19 protein-coding genes are annotated in these 17,516 nt (G+C 42.2%); 6 read left to right on the top strand and 13 right to left on the bottom strand.

What is annotated here, in order from left to right; genetic code table 11:
• From ftsA to WCY03_RS04660, 3 genes are read left to right on the top strand one after another with little or no spacing between them, the layout of a single operon-like run.
• A complete protein-coding gene (gene ftsA, locus WCY03_RS04670) occupies positions 1–1,365 on the top strand; it encodes a cell division protein FtsA (protein ID WP_345993835.1) in 1,365 nt (454 codons plus the stop codon).
• A gap of 27 nt (positions 1,366–1,392) precedes the next feature.
• Positions 1,393–2,508 carry a cell division protein FtsZ gene (gene ftsZ / locus WCY03_RS04665; RefSeq protein ID WP_345993834.1) on the top strand — a complete coding sequence of 372 codons (1,116 nt, stop codon included), beginning with the start codon at positions 1,393–1,395 and terminating at the stop codon, positions 2,506–2,508.
• 7 nt (positions 2,509–2,515) lie between these two features.
• Positions 2,516–2,818, top strand: a complete 303-nt coding sequence (locus WCY03_RS04660; protein ID WP_345993833.1) for a J domain-containing protein — start codon at positions 2,516–2,518, stop codon at positions 2,816–2,818.
• Here WCY03_RS04660 and WCY03_RS04655 read toward each other — a convergent pair whose 3' ends face one another.
• From WCY03_RS04655 to WCY03_RS04635, 5 genes are all read right to left on the bottom strand, one after another.
• Positions 2,819–3,298 carry a DUF4149 domain-containing protein gene (locus WCY03_RS04655; RefSeq protein ID WP_345993832.1) on the bottom strand — a complete coding sequence of 160 codons (480 nt, stop codon included), beginning with the start codon at positions 3,296–3,298 and terminating at the stop codon, positions 2,819–2,821.
• Positions 3,291–4,127: a peptide chain release factor N(5)-glutamine methyltransferase gene (gene prmC, locus WCY03_RS04650; RefSeq protein WP_345993831.1), complete on the bottom strand. Its 837-nt coding sequence runs from the start codon at positions 4,125–4,127 to the stop codon at positions 3,291–3,293. The genes WCY03_RS04655 and prmC overlap by 8 nt, the downstream gene beginning before the upstream one ends.
• Positions 4,109–5,365, bottom strand: coding sequence for a M48 family metallopeptidase (locus WCY03_RS04645; RefSeq protein ID WP_345993830.1), 1,257 nt, complete (start codon positions 5,363–5,365; stop codon positions 4,109–4,111). Before WCY03_RS04645 ends, prmC begins: the two co-directional genes overlap by 19 nt.
• A gap of 24 nt (positions 5,366–5,389) precedes the next feature.
• Entirely contained in the window at positions 5,390–5,581 is a 192-nt protein-coding gene (locus WCY03_RS04640; RefSeq protein ID WP_345993829.1) for a hypothetical protein, read from the bottom strand.
• A 212-nt stretch (positions 5,582–5,793) separates the two neighbouring features.
• Entirely contained in the window at positions 5,794–7,785 is a 1,992-nt protein-coding gene (locus WCY03_RS04635; protein WP_345993828.1) for a methyl-accepting chemotaxis protein, read from the bottom strand.
• Positions 7,786–8,024: 239 nt separating this feature from the next.
• Here WCY03_RS04635 and WCY03_RS04630 point away from each other — a divergent pair, with 239 nt between their 5' ends.
• Genes WCY03_RS04630 through abc-f form a run of 3 tightly spaced genes read left to right on the top strand, consistent with a single transcriptional unit; the run spans position 8,025 to position 10,729 of the window.
• Complete coding sequence (locus WCY03_RS04630) at positions 8,025–8,435, top strand: cytochrome c (RefSeq protein WP_345993827.1); 411 nt, start codon at positions 8,025–8,027, stop codon at positions 8,433–8,435.
• Positions 8,436–8,438: 3 nt separating this feature from the next.
• On the top strand, positions 8,439–8,738 hold the full coding sequence (locus tag WCY03_RS04625; protein ID WP_345993826.1) for a hypothetical protein: 300 nt from the start codon (positions 8,439–8,441) through the stop codon (positions 8,736–8,738).
• 53 nt (positions 8,739–8,791) lie between these two features.
• Positions 8,792–10,729, top strand: coding sequence for a ribosomal protection-like ABC-F family protein (gene abc-f / locus WCY03_RS04620; protein WP_345993825.1), 1,938 nt, complete (start codon positions 8,792–8,794; stop codon positions 10,727–10,729).
• On the opposite strand, the gene WCY03_RS04615 is transcribed toward abc-f, so the two are convergent.
• The 8 genes from WCY03_RS04615 to gatB form a co-directional block, all read right to left on the bottom strand.
• Positions 10,726–10,923: a hypothetical protein gene (locus WCY03_RS04615; protein WP_345993824.1), complete on the bottom strand. Its 198-nt coding sequence runs from the start codon at positions 10,921–10,923 to the stop codon at positions 10,726–10,728. The genes abc-f and WCY03_RS04615 overlap by 4 nt on opposite strands.
• Before the next feature lies 1 nt (position 10,924).
• A complete protein-coding gene (locus tag WCY03_RS04610; protein ID WP_345993823.1) occupies positions 10,925–11,215 on the bottom strand; it encodes a Dabb family protein in 291 nt (96 codons plus the stop codon).
• 12 nt (positions 11,216–11,227) lie between these two features.
• Positions 11,228–12,583: a DASS family sodium-coupled anion symporter gene (locus WCY03_RS04605; RefSeq protein WP_345993822.1), complete on the bottom strand. Its 1,356-nt coding sequence runs from the start codon at positions 12,581–12,583 to the stop codon at positions 11,228–11,230.
• Between the two features lie 3 nt (positions 12,584–12,586).
• Entirely contained in the window at positions 12,587–12,802 is a 216-nt protein-coding gene (locus WCY03_RS04600; RefSeq protein ID WP_345993821.1) for a DUF3185 family protein, read from the bottom strand.
• Positions 12,803–12,942: 140 nt separating this feature from the next.
• Positions 12,943–13,830, bottom strand: a complete 888-nt coding sequence (locus WCY03_RS04595) for an NAD(P)H-dependent glycerol-3-phosphate dehydrogenase (RefSeq protein WP_345993820.1) — start codon at positions 13,828–13,830, stop codon at positions 12,943–12,945.
• Positions 13,802–14,524, bottom strand: a complete 723-nt coding sequence (locus WCY03_RS04590) for a TrkA C-terminal domain-containing protein (RefSeq protein WP_345993819.1) — start codon at positions 14,522–14,524, stop codon at positions 13,802–13,804. The genes WCY03_RS04595 and WCY03_RS04590 overlap by 29 nt, the downstream gene beginning before the upstream one ends.
• Positions 14,521–16,086: an ion transporter gene (locus WCY03_RS04585; protein WP_345993818.1), complete on the bottom strand. Its 1,566-nt coding sequence runs from the start codon at positions 16,084–16,086 to the stop codon at positions 14,521–14,523. Before WCY03_RS04585 ends, WCY03_RS04590 begins: the two co-directional genes overlap by 4 nt.
• Before the next feature lie 2 nt (positions 16,087–16,088).
• Positions 16,089–17,513, bottom strand: coding sequence for an Asp-tRNA(Asn)/Glu-tRNA(Gln) amidotransferase subunit GatB (gene gatB, locus WCY03_RS04580; RefSeq protein WP_345993817.1), 1,425 nt, complete (start codon positions 17,511–17,513; stop codon positions 16,089–16,091).
• Positions 17,514–17,516: the final 3 nt, after the last annotated feature.

Here is a 17,516-nt window from a genome sequence, read left to right as displayed (position 1 = left end):
TTGAACAAAACTGTTTTAGCCATAGATATAGGATCAACTAAAGTTAGCGCGATTATCGCGGACATAAACGAAAATGGCAATATACAGATTACAGGTTCAGGAAAAGCCAAAGCTCAAGGCTTAAAAAAAGGCAGTATAACTAACATCGAGTTAGCATCGAAATCTATAAGAAACGCTCTGTCAGATGCCAAACGTGTCGCGGGCATAGACATAAAAAATGCCATCGTCTCCATATCCGGAGCATACACTAAAAGTCTTAACTCCAGCGGTATCGTAAATATTCCGCATAAAGAGATAAGCGTCAAAGAGATAAACCGCGTTATGCATACCTCTTTATATAATGCGAACATCCCAAACGAATATGAAGTCCTTCATGCACTTCCGTACAACTTCAAAGTGGATGAGCAGGACTTTATCGAAGATCCTCTGGGTATGAACGCTTCAAGACTCGAAGTCGAAACACATATCATAACTACGCAAAAATCAAATCTTCATAACCTGCGAAAAGCAGTTAAGGCAGCCGGAGTAGAAGTCGAGAACGTTATACTCTCAGGGTATGCTTCTGCCATCGCCGTTTTAAACCATGATGAAAAAGAGCTGGGTGTCGCGGTCATAGATATGGGCGGAAACACCTGCAATATAGTCGTCCATTCCGGAAACTCCATACGATACAATGACTTCTTGGGCGTCGGTTCCAATCATATAACGAACGATCTTTCCATGGCTCTTCACACTCCGCTCAACGTCGCTGAAAGAGTCAAGATGAACTACGGTTCTTTAAACACTCCGAGCAACGACCTTATAGAACTCCCGATCATCGGAGATGAAAGCTCCACGCATGAAGTATCGTTGGAAGTGGTCCATAACGTCATCTACGCGAGAGTTGAAGAGACACTGATGATAATAGCGCAGTCATTGGAAAAAAGCGGACTCAAAGAACACTTGGGAGCCGGTGTCGTTTTAACAGGCGGTTTTAGCAATATGGACGGGATCAGGGAACTGGCAGTCGCCATCTTTGACAATATGCCAGTACGCCTTGCGCAAGCTCCTGAAATGGACGGACTTTATGATGATGTCAGAGGTCCGCAATTTTCAGCGGCACTCGGACTCATCAAATATGCAGCAGATAACTACTCTCCTTACGAGATAGACGTAAACAAACGTATGAGACATCACGGCGAACCTCCGGTTCAAGACAGTACGGTTGATTTCAATTCAGATGAAATAGTGGAAAATTCCATTCCCGTTCCGCCGGAAAACGATATAAAATCAAAACTGGCGAAATTGCCGAATGAGAAAGAGAAGAAAAGAGATGAAGCGACTGTAGTCTCAAAATTTTGGAATTGGGCTACCCAGTTATTTTAAGCAAGTTAAATCAAAGGAGTGTGTAAGATGGATCCATTTTCAGTAGAAGAAGCAAGAGCTACAAACGGAGCTCGGATAGTAGCAGTCGGTGTCGGCGGCGGCGGCGGTAATATGATAGGGCATATGCTTCGAGAAGGGGTAAACGGTATCGACATGATAGTCGTCAATACCGATGCTCAGGTCCTCGAAGAGTCAAGCGCGTCTACAAGAATACAGATCGGTACGAAACTTACCAAAGGTCTCGGAGCAGGTATGAAGCCTGAGATCGGCAAAGAATCCGCATTGGAGAGTTACGATGAGATCCGTACTGCACTTGAGGGCGCTGATATCGTCTTTGTCGCGGCCGGTCTTGGCGGAGGAACGGGAACAGGTGCTGCTCCGGTCGTTGCGCAGATCGCAAAAGAGGTCGGTGCATTAACCATATCTATCGTCACTAAACCGTTTGTGTTTGAAGGCAAAAAACGCCTGAAGCTTGCAGAAACGGGACTTGAAGAGTTAAAACAAGAAAGCGATTCTATCGTTGTCATCCCAAATGACAAACTTCTTTCCATCATAGACCGTAAACTCGGTATGAAAGAGAGCTTTAAGATTGTTGATTCCGTTTTAGCTCAAGCCGTAAGCGGAACATCGGGTGTTATTCTCTCAAGCGGCGATAACGATATCAATCTTGACTTTGCCGATCTACAAACCGTTATGAGCCATCGCGGTATGGCACTTATGGGTGTGGGCGAGCATCAAGGTGAAAACGCAGCTTATGAAGCCATCAAAGCCGCTATCGAATCTCCGCTGCTTGACAATATGTCTATCAATGGAGCGCTGGGTGTTCTTGTACACTTCAATATGCATCCGAACTTTCCTATGATGGAACTTGCCAACTCTATGGAAGTCGTACATGAAAGCGCACACGAAGATGCGGAAGTTATCTTCGGTACATCTACAGATGACTCTCTTCCTGAAGACTTTGTCCGTATCACTCTTGTCGCGACAGGATTTGAAAAAGATATCAACACAAATAACAGCAATTTTGAACCTGAAGTAAAAGCACCTCCAAGAGCCGTTGTTCGTCCTAGACTTGTCGTCGGCGGCGATATAGGTGATGATTACCTTGAAGTACCGACATATATGAGAAGACAACAAGACTGATCCGATTTTGTCCTCCTTTGAAAAACTCATCAAGGCCAAAACACTCCTCGGCCTTGGTGAAAAAGCCTCCCTTGCAGAAATAAAAAACAGATACAAGACACTGATAAAGAAATGGCATCCGGATAAACACAAAAACGATGCAAAAACCGCCACAAAAATGAGTGCGCAGATAAACGAAGCCTACGAGATACTTCTTGCCTACTGTAACAATTATGATTATCCTTTTGATGAAGAGAGTCTGAAAAAAACAAGCATGTCACCGCAAGAGTGGTGGGAAGAGAAATTCGGGACGAAGAAAAACAGTATTTGATCAGCTGCGTCTAAGCAGCATAAGACGTCTGATAAACAAAACGATCAAAGCCGCGGCAAGTATCTTAAAATCTATCTCGCTGGCTATATGCAGGTTGTCAAAAGTATCGCTTGTCGTCGCTTCCCTGCCCATAGCCTGTAGTTCAAGTATTTTCGGAACATATACGCCGCTGAACATTAACGATGTCGCTACGACAAGAAATGCGGAATAAAAAAGTGTCTTGTCCCTTTGTCCTGTTTTATACATCACCGCTTCATACAGCGCGACACTAAAAGCGAGAAAATAGATAAAATAACTGAATCTTAAAAATATTTCACTCATTATAACGCCTTCGTTATAATGGTCTATCAAAAGATCGACAGCCAGCCTGTCAGTATGAAATATTACGGGAGCGACGATGGCACCCAGCACAAAAACCGCACCGAATGAAGCCGCCAATAAAATCAAATAACCAAAATCCGCATATATTTTTTTATTCATCTATCGCCTTTACTGTAAAACCTCTGTCAAAACCGCTTAAATCTTTGTAAAAATCTATATTGCCGTAAACTTTATCGGATAAAAAGTTTACTATTTTATCCCTTTGATCATAACCCATCTCACAACAAAAAAAACTAATATCCCGATTTAAAAACTCTATAAGAAGCTTTTTTATTATCTCATCTCCTATCTTTCCCCCAAACAGAGCATTTTGAGGCTCATAGGAGAGGTTTGATTCCAAAGGGGCATCATCGGCTATGTATGGAGGATTCGATACAAGAAAATCTATCTTTTCCTTTACCGGTTCGAGTAAAGAGCCGTGTCTTAGTTCTATTCTTTTCTCCAATCCGAATCTTTTTATGTTTTCCTCTGCTATTTTCAATGCGTCTTTAGAGATATCTACGGCAATAAACTCTGCATTTGGCAGATACTGCGCCAAGACTATAGATATGATCCCGCTACCCACTCCGACCTCTGCGAATACAAGCCGGCTCTCTTTGTCTTCGATACGTTTGAGTACCTCGTCGATAAGCAATTCTGTCTCGGGTCTGGGGATGAGCGCACCGTAATCTATAAAAAACTCCCGAGAATAAAAGCTGACGCGGTTGGTAATATATTCAAGAGGTTCGTTCAAAGAACGCCGTTGTGCTTTGTTTATGATCTCGTTCGCATTTTCGATCATCTCGTCTTTATGCATCATAAGCCAAAGTTCATCGCATCCAAACGAGTGCATGAGTATCAACTGTGCTTCGCGTGCGGGTCTTTCGATCTTGCCGTTTAAAATATCAATTAACTCTTTTTGCAGCTCTTTTAATCTATATTCGGACATGCACCCTCTAAAGCACCGGTATCCGCATCCGCTATATCAACGCCTAATGCTTTTAGCCTTTCGATGACAGGCGGATGCGTATAGTGAAAAAATATATATACCGGATGGGAAAGCGGAAAGCTTTTGTTTTCCGTCACGAGTTTTTTCAAGGCATTTGCAAGCTCTATCTCTCCGCTCGCTCCGCCGAGCTGTGCTCCCATCTTGTCTGCTTCATACTCATTATGTCTGCTAAGAATACCCATGACAGGCATCATGACAAAGCTCAACACAGGCATGAATATCAAAAAAAGTATCATGATGATATACGGTGAAGGAGACAAGCCCATCTCAAGGTAGAGGTTTTGAGGAAGATTTCCAAACAGAGCGAACATCGCAAAAAGCATGACGCCTACAAGCGCTATATTTTTATATATGTCGCCATGCGCGAAATGTCCGAGCTCATGCCCTAAGACCGCAAGCAGTTCTTTTGGCTCCAGTTTTTGCAGCAGCGTATCGAAAAGCACTACCCTTTTTGTCTTTCCAAGACCGCCGAAATAAGCATTAAGTCTTGCATCGCGTTTGCTTGCGTCGCTTATAAACACTCCGCTGCTTACAAAGCCTGTCTTATCCATTAACGCTTTTATCTCCTGGGCAAGTTTTTCATCTTCAAGCGGGGTAAGTTTGTCAAAGAACATAGCTCTCACTGTAGGAAAGAACATGTTTATCAAGATCATGACACCGAAGATAAAGACAAAACTCCATAACCACCAAAACTGCAACGTAGTCATTATGAGATAGACGCCCCAAACGACGAGTCCGCCAAAAAGTATGCTCAAGACCAGAGTCACTAACGTGTCTTTTATGAACTGCCCCGCCGTCGATTTGTTAAATCCGAATTTTTCATCCAGTACGAACTTCTCATATATTGAAAACGGCAGTGATATAAGGGAGTTGATAAGGACAAAACCAAGAACGACGGCTACGCTTTTTAGCGCTTCGTTTGCTATGAACAGATTGTTACTGAGATATGCAATCCCAAATCCTATCCATATCAAAACAGTCATATAATCGACAATCGTGTTTGCAATGGAAAGTCTCTCTTTGGCGATGGCATAGTCTGCCGCTTTTACATACTCATCGCACTCCATAAGTACCGGAGCTTTCTTCTTTGCCTGGGCTATATACCCGATCTGCATAACACTGACATAGAGATTTATCAGTACATAAAACGAATATAGCGTTATGATTGTCATTAACATATATTTCCAAAATCCTTTTTTATATTATTTGACCGGTATAGTACCTATATTCTTTTCAATGTGGATCGAATCCGTAACATTAACCAGGTAGTCATAGCTTAGTACATATATTATACCGATGATCAACCCGATCAGGATCACGCTCCATACTACTCTTTTTTTATGACCTTTGAGAGAATCGTAATCAGATATATCTTCCAAATTCGGTTCCGACATTTCAGATCCTTTATTTTATGATCGTAATCATATCCAAAATAGAATATCTATCTCTTAAGCCTTTGAAGCAATATGACGATTTAAGTATATTTTTTATCCATGATCTATCTATGTACCGGCAAAGAAGGCTGATTTTTATATATTCGCTCGGATATATCCGTAAAAAAGGACATAGCTTCAAAATCGGCTATGTCCTTTTATAAAAACGGCGGTTATGTTCTAAAGGCTTCGAGTTTGCTATGCAGCTCGGTCGTCATAGCATTAAGATGGTCCGCAGCAGCAGCGATCTCTTCCACGTTTCTTGCGTTCGTAGAGGAGATATGATTGATCTCGTCTACTTTGGAGACTATATTTTCGATTCCGTTTCCGGCATTTGTGAAATCTTGCACCGTTTTATCGGCGACATCAACGGCTTGATTGACGATAGTAGCCGTATGCGTTATCTTTTTCTCTACTTCTGAAGCCACTTGAGAAAGCTCTTCGATATCTTTTGAACCATTGTTCATCTGAGCGCTCAGATCGATGATCGATTTTACGATGACATTGATCGTCGCATTGATCTCGACAAGAGATTTTTGCGTACGTTCGGCAAGTTTTCTCACTTCGTCCGCAACAACGGCAAATCCGCGGCCATGTTCACCTGCGCGTGCTGCTTCGATAGCAGCATTGAGCGCAAGCAGATTTGTCTGGTCGGCAATATCGGAGATCACTTCAAGTACCGATTTCACCTGTTCGGCATCATTGGAGATATTTTTCATACGATCGGCAAGCTCTATCTCTACTTCTGCTGATTCTTGTACTCTAGATGTCAATCCTATGATATCCTCTTTCGCATCTTCTAAGGTTTCGTTGGCATTGAGAATATCCTCTTTGCTTTTTTGCGAATCTTCGATCGCTTTGAGGATAGAGTTTCTGATCTCATCGGCCTGATGTGTCGCATCATTGATAATGGAAACCGATTTTTCGACGCTGCTGCCCACGTTCATAGCGGTTGCAGACAACTCATGGGCGATCGTAACGTTCTCGTCGCTTTTTCCTTTGGCAATACTTAACGTCTCCCGTACCTTGGATATAAAACTGTTGATCTCAACAGAGGTCTGCCCTATCTCATCTTTTGAATCGATATTAAGTTTTTCCGTAAGATTTCCAGCACCCAGATTGCTCGATACGCGGTTGATCTCTTTTAAGGAAGCTAAAATATATTGAGAGATGACATGCCCGATCACGGAAGCAAATATCACAACGAACGCGTTTGCGATGGTTATGTAGATCAATGTCGTATTTTGTTTCTTCTTGATCTTATCGATAGAGCTCAAGAGATTTTGTGAAAGATGGTTCTCCACGTCTTTTAAAAGGTTTATTTTTTTGGTTATCATCTTGAACCAGTATGTCGCATCGACGTTCAGCTGAACGTCGGGAGTAGCATTTAGTATGATCGAACGCATACGTTCGACCTCGTTTACGGCATCTCCTTTAAGTGTCTGTTTCAAGACTTCGATATTATCTTTGTCCGCCAGTATTTTGAAACTTTTTAAGAAAGTATTTTGTTCGACGATCAGCGTATTGAATTTCGTACGATCCTGGGTAGTTACGCGGCCGCTGCCGAATATACCCGATCCGACCGCTCTTTCTATTCCTGCACGCTCTTTGGAATAAAGAAAATTCACATAGGAGTTAAGCTTTTTTACAACGGTCTGGTTCGTCGAAACTTTTGACAGCACTCCGATGGAATCTAAGAAATCTCCGTTCGTGATCGTATAATAGGCTATGGCGTCTTTTTTAGATATGCTCTGCCCCGTCACGCTTGTACGAATTGTTTTAAGATCATCCAATCTGGCTACGGATTCTTGCAGTTTGGATACGAACTCTTTAGGCATCGCATCCAGGTCCGAATTTTTAATAGTTTCTCTCAATTTTTTCAGCCGTTCATCCGTCAATGTGCGCTGTTTTGGCAGGAGATCGCCGAACTTAGCGCCTTTGGATGCAAGATATCCTGCAGACATGCCGCGTTCTTTTTGCATCTCATGTACCAATCCGCTGACATCCACTGAAACCGTCAATGCTTTTTTTAGAACATCGCTCTCACTCACCACATGAGCTTTTTCGACCAAAACAAGTGCTATCTGTGCCAAGAGCGCAATTGCAGGAATAGCAAAAAGCAAAAATAATTTACCGCGGATGCTAAAATATTTTAATAACCCCATTTCTCTTCCTTTTCTTCAAAATACCGACATCGTAATAAACGAATCATTCATTCTTAGATTTTAATAAAGGTATACTATATCACCTTTTTATTTATATTTCTTTGATTTAGAACATTAAAATTTAAAATATCATCTTTATGAGAATACATAAGTCTTTTTTATATTTTTTCCCGTAGATTAATGTTAAATTAACACACACCTGATAGAATCTTGCACATTTTATTTACTAAGGATATATAGTGCTCAAACTCATCTCTCTCTCGCTTATGATCTTGGCATCGGCATCTTTTGCCGACGAAGGCTACGAGGTCTTTAAAAATAACTGCAAAAAGTGCCATGCCGAACTTTTGACAAAAGAGTACACTCTAAAAAACCTGGACAAAATAAAAGCACCTCCTATGAATGAAGTCGCTAACCGCCTAAAAGAACAGGTTAGCATCAAAGAAGATGAATTCGAGGATGTTAAAAGACGTGTTATAATAGCTTTTATAAAAGACTATATCCAAAATCCGCGGGCCGAAGACACGATGTGCAGGATGGGTGCCGTTGAGAAGTTCGGCGTCATGCCCGCCGTCAAGACCTTAAAAGAGGATGAGCGCCAAGCAGTCGCCAAATGGATATACGACAGATACGAGGATGTGAAATTTTAAGCTATGGACAATGATTTTTTAGAACTGATCGAACCGACACCAAAGATCAAAAACAAAAAATGCGGAGTGCTGGTTTTTTTCATAAGCTTTTTTTTAAAGTTTTCTCCCGCCCTTTTTGCTTTATGGGCATGGTATCTGTATGATTATTTCATAGCGGGAGCCGTGCTTCTTATCACTTTTTTGATCGTAGGCATCATACGTTCAAAATTGCGAAACGAAGTAATCCCGGCAAATCAAAGAGAATTCGCCTATACCGACAACGCCATTGCCGTCTGGTATGTTGCAAAACGTATCTGTTTTTAATCCACAATCTAGTAAACTACCTTTTTTATAAACTTTAGGGATACAAAACAAATATGGCACTAATAGACCTACTAAATATATCTAAACACTACGAAGCGCAAAAGATCCTGGAAAATATAAACTTTCATGTCGAAGAGGGAGAGCGTATCGTCATAATCGGAAAGAACGGCAGCGGAAAATCGACGCTGATGAAGATCGTGGACGGCTCGCTTGAAGCAGACGCGGGAGAGCGCATCACCCGTCAGGACCTAGAGGTAAAAATGCTCTCACAGCGTCCGGAGTTCAAAGAGGGACAAAGTGTAAAAGAAGCCGTCAGAGACGGCTTAAAAGAGCTTATAGACGCCAAAAAGAGATATGACGAGATCTCGCTTCTGCTCGTCGATGATTTTGAAAACAGAAATCTGCTCGATGAACATGCAAAACTTGGAAACTATCTCGACCACCATAGTGCCTGGAGTCTGGATGACAAGATTCAAAGGGTGATAGAGCATTTTAAACTCAAAGAGTATGAAGACAAACCCGTACTTCTCTTGAGCGGAGGAGAACAAAGACGCGTCGCACTTGCTTCACTTCTTCTTCAAAAGCCAGATGTACTGCTTCTTGACGAACCGACCAACCATCTTGACGTCTATATGGTGGAGTTTTTGGAAGATCTTATCTTAAAAGAGAAATTCACGCTCGTCTTTATCTCCCATGACAGATATTTTATAGACAGGATAGCTACAAAAAGCATAGAGGTCGAAGAGTGCAGACTTAGAGAGTTCAAAGGAGGATACAGCGATTACCTTGCTCAAAAAGAGGAGATCCTCCGTACTCTTCAAAAACAGCATGAAAATCTTTTAAGGCTCGTAAAATCGGAAAACGAGTGGTACTCTAGAGGTGTGCGGGCAAGACTCAAACGCAACGAAGGCAGAAAAGCACGTCTGATGGAGCTTCGAGAAGACGCAAAGACAAATCCCGCAAAGATACGCAAAATGAGTGTAGAGCTTGAGCGTGAAGCAAAAAACTTCAACCGCGACAAAAGCGTCAACAGACAAAAAATGCTTTTTGAGGTAGAAGATCTCAATGTAACCCTTGGTACAAAAAAACTCATAGACAATTTCAGTACACGCATCCTGCAAAAAGATGTCATCGCGATAGTCGGACCAAACGGCAGCGGAAAATCAACGCTGCTTAAAACACTTTTGGGACGTATCAAACCGACAAGCGGAACCATAAACCGCGGCGATTTTACTATCGGGTATTTCGACCAGCACAGAGAGATGCTCGATGACAGCAAAGACCTCATCGAAACGTTTTGCCCAAACGGCGGAGACAGAGTAGACGTGCAGGGGAAAAATATGCATGTTTACGGCTACTTAAAGAACTTTCTTTTTCCGAGAGAATTCTTGGACAAAAAGATAAGCGTGCTCAGCGGCGGAGAAAAAAACCGCGTCGCCCTTGCACTTTTATTTACCAAAAAGGTGGATATCCTCATCCTCGATGAGCCGACGAACGACCTCGATATTCCGACCATCAACATCTTGGAAGAAAAACTCACAAACTTCCCGGGTGCCGTCATCATCGTCAGCCACGACAGGTATTTCGTGGACAAGATCGCCAAAAAACTCTTTATCTTCAAAGGCGATGCAAAGATCGAAGAGAGCTATCAGCAGTACTCCGAATACTTGGAACTAGAACGCGAACTTCAAGAGCTCTCGGAGATGGAAAAAGAGAGCACAAAGGAAAAACCCGTCGAGAGAGTTAAACAAAAAACGCTCAAACTGACGTTTAAAGAGAAAATAGCCTTGGAAAAACTGCCATCGGAGATAAATGAGCTGGAAAAACGCATAGATGAGAAAAAAAGCTGTCTTGCCGATCCTTCATGTTATGAAAAGATAGGCATTACCGTCTTAGCGGCTGAGCTTCAAGAACTCGAAGATACCTATGAGCAAAAGGTCGAAGAACTGCTCAGCATCGAAGAGAAGGTCGAGGAGATAGAAAACTCCTAGTTTCTTTTGGCAAGTTCGCTGAAGTCTATCTCCTCTTTAGAGTCCTCTTTGCGTTTTTTGTCTTCATCATAGTTTCCCGTAGTAAAAACAACAGAAGCACCCTTATTGAGAGTACACCCTTTTATTCCGGGAACGCACGGAACGTTTAACAGTTTGCAGTGCCCTTTTAGATCATGTTGACAAGTCCAGCCCATCTTATTTCTCGTAATCTACTACTTTTGTTTTTTCAACGACTTCTTTTATCAACGCAAGGACTTCAAGATGCGCAGGATGCGTCGCATAGAGCGCCAAATCGTCTTTTGTCTCGAACGTTGAATACAGACTCATGTCATAAGCTCTCTCACTATGGTTGAAGTCTATTCCAACTTCCATCTTTTTAAGAACATCGATCTTTGAAGGCAGTTTTTCAAGCATGCCTTTTACCGTTAATATATTATCGTATTTATCTTCATCTTTAAATTTGAACATCACTATATGAACTATCACATTTTCTCCTTGTTACAATACGCTCTTCCAAAAAAATTCGGCTAATATTACGACTGAAATTATACCTGCAATATTTAAAAATAGGCCATATTTCATCATTGTTCTTACATCCACGGCTCCGCTGCTCATAGCTATGGCGTTTGGCGGAGTGGCGATAGGGAGCATAAACGCATATGAAGCGCAGACGGTAGCTATCATCATAAAAAGCGTGACGTTTATGCCCGCTTTGAGCGCAACAGCATAGATGACGGGAAGCATGATGGAAACAAGCGCGGTGTTTGAGGTGATCTCCGTGGTAAAAGTAATAAGCACGGCGACTATGAGGATGAGCAGCATCGGTGAAAGAGCGGTAAAGCCTAATATATATGAAGCAAGAGCGTCGGCAAGCCCTGTTTTTGTAAATGCGGCCGCTATGGAAAATCCGGCACCGAACAAGAACATGATCCTATAGGGTATCCTCTCTTTGTCGCTCATCCACTCCAGAATACGAAAAGGCTCTATAAACAGCAGCAGCCCGGTACCTAAAAGCACGGCACTCTCGTTTAGTCCAAGACCGTTCCAGTAAGGTCTGATCGGTGCATTGACAAACAGAAGCATGATCAGTCCCGTAAGGATATACATCACCTTTTTTTGCTCTCTTGTCAAAGAGAACACCTCCCCTTTACGCTCCATCTTTACATTTTTAACGCCGATAGAAAGTAAAAATCCCACGACAAATATCATGACAAAACAAAGCGGCGCCACCATGAGCACCCATTTTAAAAACGGAATAAGCACCAAAGAGTGCTCCTGCATGATGCCAAAAAGTATGAGGTTGGGCGGCGTACCGATGGGCGTGAGTATCCCTCCCACGCTGGCACCGTATGCGATGGCAAGAGCAAAACGCATCTTCAGCCTCTCCTCTTGCGTGATATACAGCGCAATGGGCATCAGCAGCAAAGCGGTGGTGGTGTTTGAAAGGATCGCACTAAGCAGTGCGGAAGTGATGATGAGAGAGTAGATGATACCGCTTACCGTATCAGGGAAAAAAGAGAGTATCTTTTCTGCCAGATAACGGTGCAGTCCTGTCTTCTCAACCGCTATGGCAAGCAAAAATCCTCCTAAAAACAAAAAAATGATGGGATTGGAGTAGTTAACTGCGGTCGCTTTGGTAGAAAGTACTCCAAAAGCGGGAAAAAGCACGATGGGCATCAAAGACACAACCGCCAAAGGAAGCCCCTCATTTGTCCACAAAACGACCAAAAAAGCGATAAGTCCGAGCAAAGAGCTCTGTGCGATGTTGAAAAAAGAGAATGAGAGAAAAAAGATAGCAATACCTGCCAACCCCGCTGTCGATATCTTTTTTATCTGTGCTATCTGCTCATTCACACTTTACTTCTTTATAAAGAGAAATGCACCGACAACAAAACTGACAGCACCGCCGATATACATCATCATCACTTTGTCTGTTTGCGAGCCTGTAATAGCATGAGTGATTTGCGAACCGACGGATGTGGAGAGTTGGTAACCCCATACTGCAAGTCCAATACCTAAGACCGCTAAAACAATACCGACTAATTTCATTGTACCATTTGAACTATTTGCCATACTGAACTCCTGATGAAATGTTAATTCAAATATTATACTTATTTATTTTCTGATAACAAAATAGAGCTGTTTATATTTTTCCATTCAAATATGCTTTATACAAATCCTTTGGAAATTTTTCTATAGTTTACAGGAAGAAACTATTGCGTAAGCAGGTCTTTGAGACTCTCTTTAGGATCTTTTCCTTCGAGTATCTTGTAGACTTCGGTGGCTATTGGGAGATATATCTTTTTTTCCTCTGCTATCATATGCAAAGCGTAGGCCGTACCTATGCCCTCTGCTACTTCGCCCAGCTCTTTTACTATCGTCTCTTTTGATTTTCCATCGGCCAGACCGAGCCCTACCCTGAAGTTTCTCGACATGGTAGAAGATGCCGTCAAAAAGAGATCACCCGCACCGCTGAGACCTATGAAACTTTCATCTTTTGTTCCATAGTTACGTCCGAATCTCTGCATCTCTACAAGACCGCGTGCGATGAGTGAAGCTGCCGCATTTTTGCCGAGCTTCAGACCTTCGCAGATACCGGCAGCGATCGCGATGACATTTTTATATGCACCTGATATTTCTGCACCCATCACGTCTGTTGACATATAGGTCTTGATAAAACTCGGGAAAAAAGAAGCAAACTCTGCACTGAGTTCTTCGTTTTTCGAGTTGATAACAAGAGCCGTAGGAAGAGAGTGCATCACCTCCGCGGCAAAAGAGGGACCCGATAAAAAGCAGATGTTTTCTTCGGGGATATACTCGTCATATATCTCGTTTAAAAACTTTCCTGTTGCCGCTTCTATGCCTTTTGAGGCTACCAATACTTTTTGGCCGTTAAACATGAAATGCTCTTTTAACCATCCCGATATCTGCTGTGCCGGTATGGTAATAACGAGATATTCAAGTTTTAGTATCTCTTCTATCGAGATAAAGTTTTTTAGCTCCCGCGGTGTTCTGGAAGCGATATATACGTCATTTTTTTCAGACAACGCAAAAGCCAGAGCCGTGCCCCATTTACCAGCTCCAATTACGCCAATTGGCATTGTATCTCCTTCCGATCGTTTTTTCGAACTCTTTTATGTCGTTTTCATAACCTACGATAACCAGTACATCATCCTCTTTCAAAGGCTCTTTATTGGCTTTTTTCGTATATATGAAAGAGGTGTCCAGATTCTCTCTGATGATCGCCAGAACAAGCAGTCCGTATCTGTTTTTCCAGTCTATGCTTTCTATGTTCTGACCTATGACTTCCGAATCTTGCTCTATAGTAACCTGTGCTATTTGAAGTTCATCGTCCGAGTAAAGAATGTTATTTAATATCTCCGTAACAAAGGGACGTTCGAGCATCTCGGTTATGATATTGACCGTTGTTTGCGTGATGGGGATTATCTTGTTGGCACCCGCCATTTTTAGCTTTCTTCCGCTTTCTTGATCGGAAGAGAGCGCGATAATGATCAAATTTTCGTACACCGCTCTAAGCGAGATGGTCAAAAAGATATTTTCCGCCGTATCCTCAAGAGCACAAAACACGATAAGTTCATCGATATCATATTCGTTTTCCAGATCCGACCAATCATCGTCGATACTGAACTTCGAAACTTTAAAATTGTTTTCCTGAAGAAATTTAAAGTCTTTGTCTTCAAGTACGAAAAGAGAGAGATCGTTGTACTTCGTCTTAAGACTATGCGCGATCTCAAGCGCAAATTCGTTATATCCGAATATTATTGCCGATTTCATCTGTCACTCTTTGTGTGAAGGTATTTTTTAAACTCTTCTATAAATACGTAGTCACCTACGATTATAAGCATATCTCCCGTTTCGAGCAGTGTATTTTCGATCGGGTTGAAAAGAAAATGGTTCATGGAACTCTTATATATCCCCAAAAGCAGAAGTTTAAACCTGCTGCTGTCGATATCGGCGATACTTCCGTTGTACCGTATCATAACGTCGTCTACCAGTATTTCGGATATCTGTATGCCGTTCGTTTCCGATCTAAGTGCATGAATAAGCTCAAAAGCGACCGGCTGACCGATATACTCTTTTGCAATAAGACCGATAAACTCCTGAGAAAAGACGATATTTGAAACACCGGCCAGTTCAAGTTTCTTTCTGTTTTGCTTGTTTTGCAAAATGGAGATTATCTCGACCTGCTTGCTGATAGATCTTACCGTAAGAATCGTATAAATGTTGTCTATATCGCTGTCTTCCAGACACAAAACGTATTTTACCTGAGTATTGATATTGAGCTTTAGGTTTTCATAAGTACTGAGCAGTCCGGAATCATGGTCAAATGCAATGAAACCGTCATGCACGGCTTCATCTACATATTTTTTCTCTTTATCCAAGACCACTATGTTTAGTCCGTCTTTTTTTAGTTTCAGAGCTACTTGGCGGCCGATCTCTTTATATCCGCAGATCAGATATATTTTTTTCAGTTTGGCGATATCTTCGATATTCTTGATCTCTTTTATCTCTTCGATCTTTTCGGTGAAAGCAGAAACGACCAAAGATGTCGTAAACGCCATGACCGCGATCCCCGATGTGATAACGATAACGGCAACGATACGCCCCGCTTCGCTTACCGTAACGATATCTCCGTATCCGACGGTAGATATGGTCACAACCGACCAGTAAAAAGCGTCAAAGAGCGTTTTTATCGGAGATTCGGGAAGGTGTGCTTCCATGATGTATACGAGGACGGACGATACAAAGATGATGATAGAAGCAAAGATAAGAAGCGTTATAAATTCGAACTTCTTTGACAAAAGAACCGAAGCAAATGTTTTAACGCTTCTTGTATATCTGAAAAGTTTGAATATTCTAAAGAGAATAAAGATGCGGAGCAGTCTGAGTTCATGGAAGAACGGGACGATCGCAAGCAGATCTATAATGGAACTGATCGAACGGATATGCTCGAACTTCGATCTCATCACCTTGTATAAAGCACGTCTCAGACGAAAATCACGCGAAAGCGCCGTGTCTTTCTCATACTGCGCGATTATGATGGAGGTCGAACTATCATATACCCACAGGCGAAGTGTATACTCGATCATAAAGATGATCGATATCACGTAATCGTTGAAAAATTTAAAATAGACGTTCAGATGGTTCTTAACCTCTTCAATAAGAATGAATACGCTGGCAAAGATGAGAATCATCATAAAAAAATCAACATATTTTTTGAATCTATATTGATCGTTTTCTAAAAAGTTGTAAAAAAAGCGTTTTGTGTTTTCATACTTTTTAGAACCGTTTATGGCATAAACGGCTCCGATAAACAAACGCTTTGCTATATTCATAGTTAACTCAATTTTGCTTTTAGTATGTCATTGACCGCCTGAGGATTTGCACTGCCTTTTGAAGCTTTCATGGTTTGACCCACGAAGAATCCGAACAGTTTGTCTTTTCCGCTTTTATATTCAGCGACCTTGTCCTGGTTTGCAGCAAGGATCTCATCGATGATAGCCTCGATAGCACCCGTATCACTTACCTGTTTGAGACCGAGTTTGTCGATAGCATCGTCGACGCCGCTTTCATTCTCCATCAGATAATCAAGCACCTCTTTTGCCGCTTTGCCGCTGATAGTGTTGTCTTCGATGCGTTTTACCAGCATTCCCAGTTTTTTTGCATCCACAGGCGAGGTTTCGACACTCATACCGCCTTTTAGACGCCCTTGAAGCTCGACCGTAAGCCAGGTTACCGCATTTTTAGCGCTTATACCTTCATCCATCATCTCTTCAAAGAATTTCGCCATCTCTAAAGTAGAAGTAATGACCGAAGCATTATACTCGTTCATACCGAAATCTTTAACGAAACGCTCTTTTTTCTCATCGGGAAGTTCTGGGATCTGCGTCGCCTGAACGTACATTTCATCGGTAACGACCGCTTTTAAAAGGTCGGGTTCCGGGAAGTAACGGTAATCCGCCGCTTCTTCCTTGCCGCGCATACTTCTGGTCTCCTGTTTCGCCTGATCGAAAAGACGGGTTTCTTGAACGATCTCTTGATCGTATACACCGTCTTCCCAAGCCTCTTTTTGACGAGCCACTTCAAGCTCGATAGCTCTTTGAATAAATCTAAAAGAGTTGATATTCTTGATCTCGACACGGGTATAGAGATTCTCATCTCCTTTAGGACGAATGGAAACGTTCACATCCACGCGAAAAGACCCCTCTTGCATGTTTGCATCGGAGATATCGAGATATCTTACGATCGAGTGGAGCTTTTTAAGGTAGAGTATCGCCTCTTCCGCACTTCTCATATCAGGCTCAGAAACTATCTCCAAAAGCGGAGTTCCCGCACGGTTCAGATCCACTTTGGAGATATCGCCGTCATGGATGTTTTTCCCCGCATCCGCTTCTATGTGCGCGCGGTTGATGCCTATGATCTTTTTGCTTCCGTCTTCAAAATCTATCTCCAGTTTTCCATGTTCGACTATCGGAGTATAAAGCTGAGTGATCTGGTAAGCCGAAGGGCTGTCAGGGTAAAAGTAGGATTTTCTGTCAAAATATGAAGTTCTGTTGATCGTCGCGTCTATCGCCGTTCCAAACATCACCGCTTTTTTTAACACCTCTTTGTTAAAGACGGGCAAAGCTCCTGGAAGTGCCAGACAGGTAGGGCAAGTGTTGGTATTTTGTTTATGGTTAAAACTTGTAGGGCATGAGCAAAAAAGTTTTGTTTTTGTATTAAGTTGTACGTGAACCTCTAGTCCTATGACTATTTCAAACATTAT

The sequence above is a fragment of the Sulfurimonas sp. HSL-1716 genome, assembly GCF_039645975.1.
Classification (GTDB): domain Bacteria; phylum Campylobacterota; class Campylobacteria; order Campylobacterales; family Sulfurimonadaceae; genus Hydrocurvibacter; species Hydrocurvibacter sulfurireducens.
Note: the sequence above shows the minus strand (reverse complement) of the source record. Positions and strands in the feature narration are given on the sequence as shown.

What these genes read in the sequence shown, in the direction of transcription:
- ftsZ (WP_345993834.1), top strand. Translation starts at nt 1,393, where the DNA reads ATGGATCCATTTTCAGTAGAAGAAGCAAGAGCTACAAACGGAGCTCGG.
- WCY03_RS04655 (WP_345993832.1), bottom strand. Translation starts at nt 3,298, where the DNA reads ATGAATAAAAAAATATATGCGGATTTTGGTTATTTGATTTTATTGGCG.
- prmC (WP_345993831.1), bottom strand. Translation starts at nt 4,127, where the DNA reads ATGTCCGAATATAGATTAAAAGAGCTGCAAAAAGAGTTAATTGATATT.
- WCY03_RS04645 (WP_345993830.1), bottom strand. Translation starts at nt 5,365, where the DNA reads ATGTTAATGACAATCATAACGCTATATTCGTTTTATGTACTGATAAAT.
- WCY03_RS04640 (WP_345993829.1), bottom strand. Translation starts at nt 5,581, where the DNA reads ATGTCGGAACCGAATTTGGAAGATATATCTGATTACGATTCTCTCAAA.
- WCY03_RS04635 (WP_345993828.1), bottom strand. Translation starts at nt 7,785, where the DNA reads ATGGGGTTATTAAAATATTTTAGCATCCGCGGTAAATTATTTTTGCTT.
- WCY03_RS04625 (WP_345993826.1), top strand. Translation starts at nt 8,439, where the DNA reads ATGGACAATGATTTTTTAGAACTGATCGAACCGACACCAAAGATCAAA.
- abc-f (WP_345993825.1), top strand. Translation starts at nt 8,792, where the DNA reads ATGGCACTAATAGACCTACTAAATATATCTAAACACTACGAAGCGCAA.
- WCY03_RS04615 (WP_345993824.1), bottom strand. Translation starts at nt 10,923, where the DNA reads ATGGGCTGGACTTGTCAACATGATCTAAAAGGGCACTGCAAACTGTTA.
- WCY03_RS04600 (WP_345993821.1), bottom strand. Translation starts at nt 12,802, where the DNA reads ATGGCAAATAGTTCAAATGGTACAATGAAATTAGTCGGTATTGTTTTA.
- WCY03_RS04595 (WP_345993820.1), bottom strand. Translation starts at nt 13,830, where the DNA reads ATGCCAATTGGCGTAATTGGAGCTGGTAAATGGGGCACGGCTCTGGCT.
- WCY03_RS04590 (WP_345993819.1), bottom strand. Translation starts at nt 14,524, where the DNA reads ATGAAATCGGCAATAATATTCGGATATAACGAATTTGCGCTTGAGATC.
- WCY03_RS04585 (WP_345993818.1), bottom strand. Translation starts at nt 16,086, where the DNA reads ATGAATATAGCAAAGCGTTTGTTTATCGGAGCCGTTTATGCCATAAAC.
- gatB (WP_345993817.1), bottom strand. Translation starts at nt 17,513, where the DNA reads ATGTTTGAAATAGTCATAGGACTAGAGGTTCACGTACAACTTAATACA.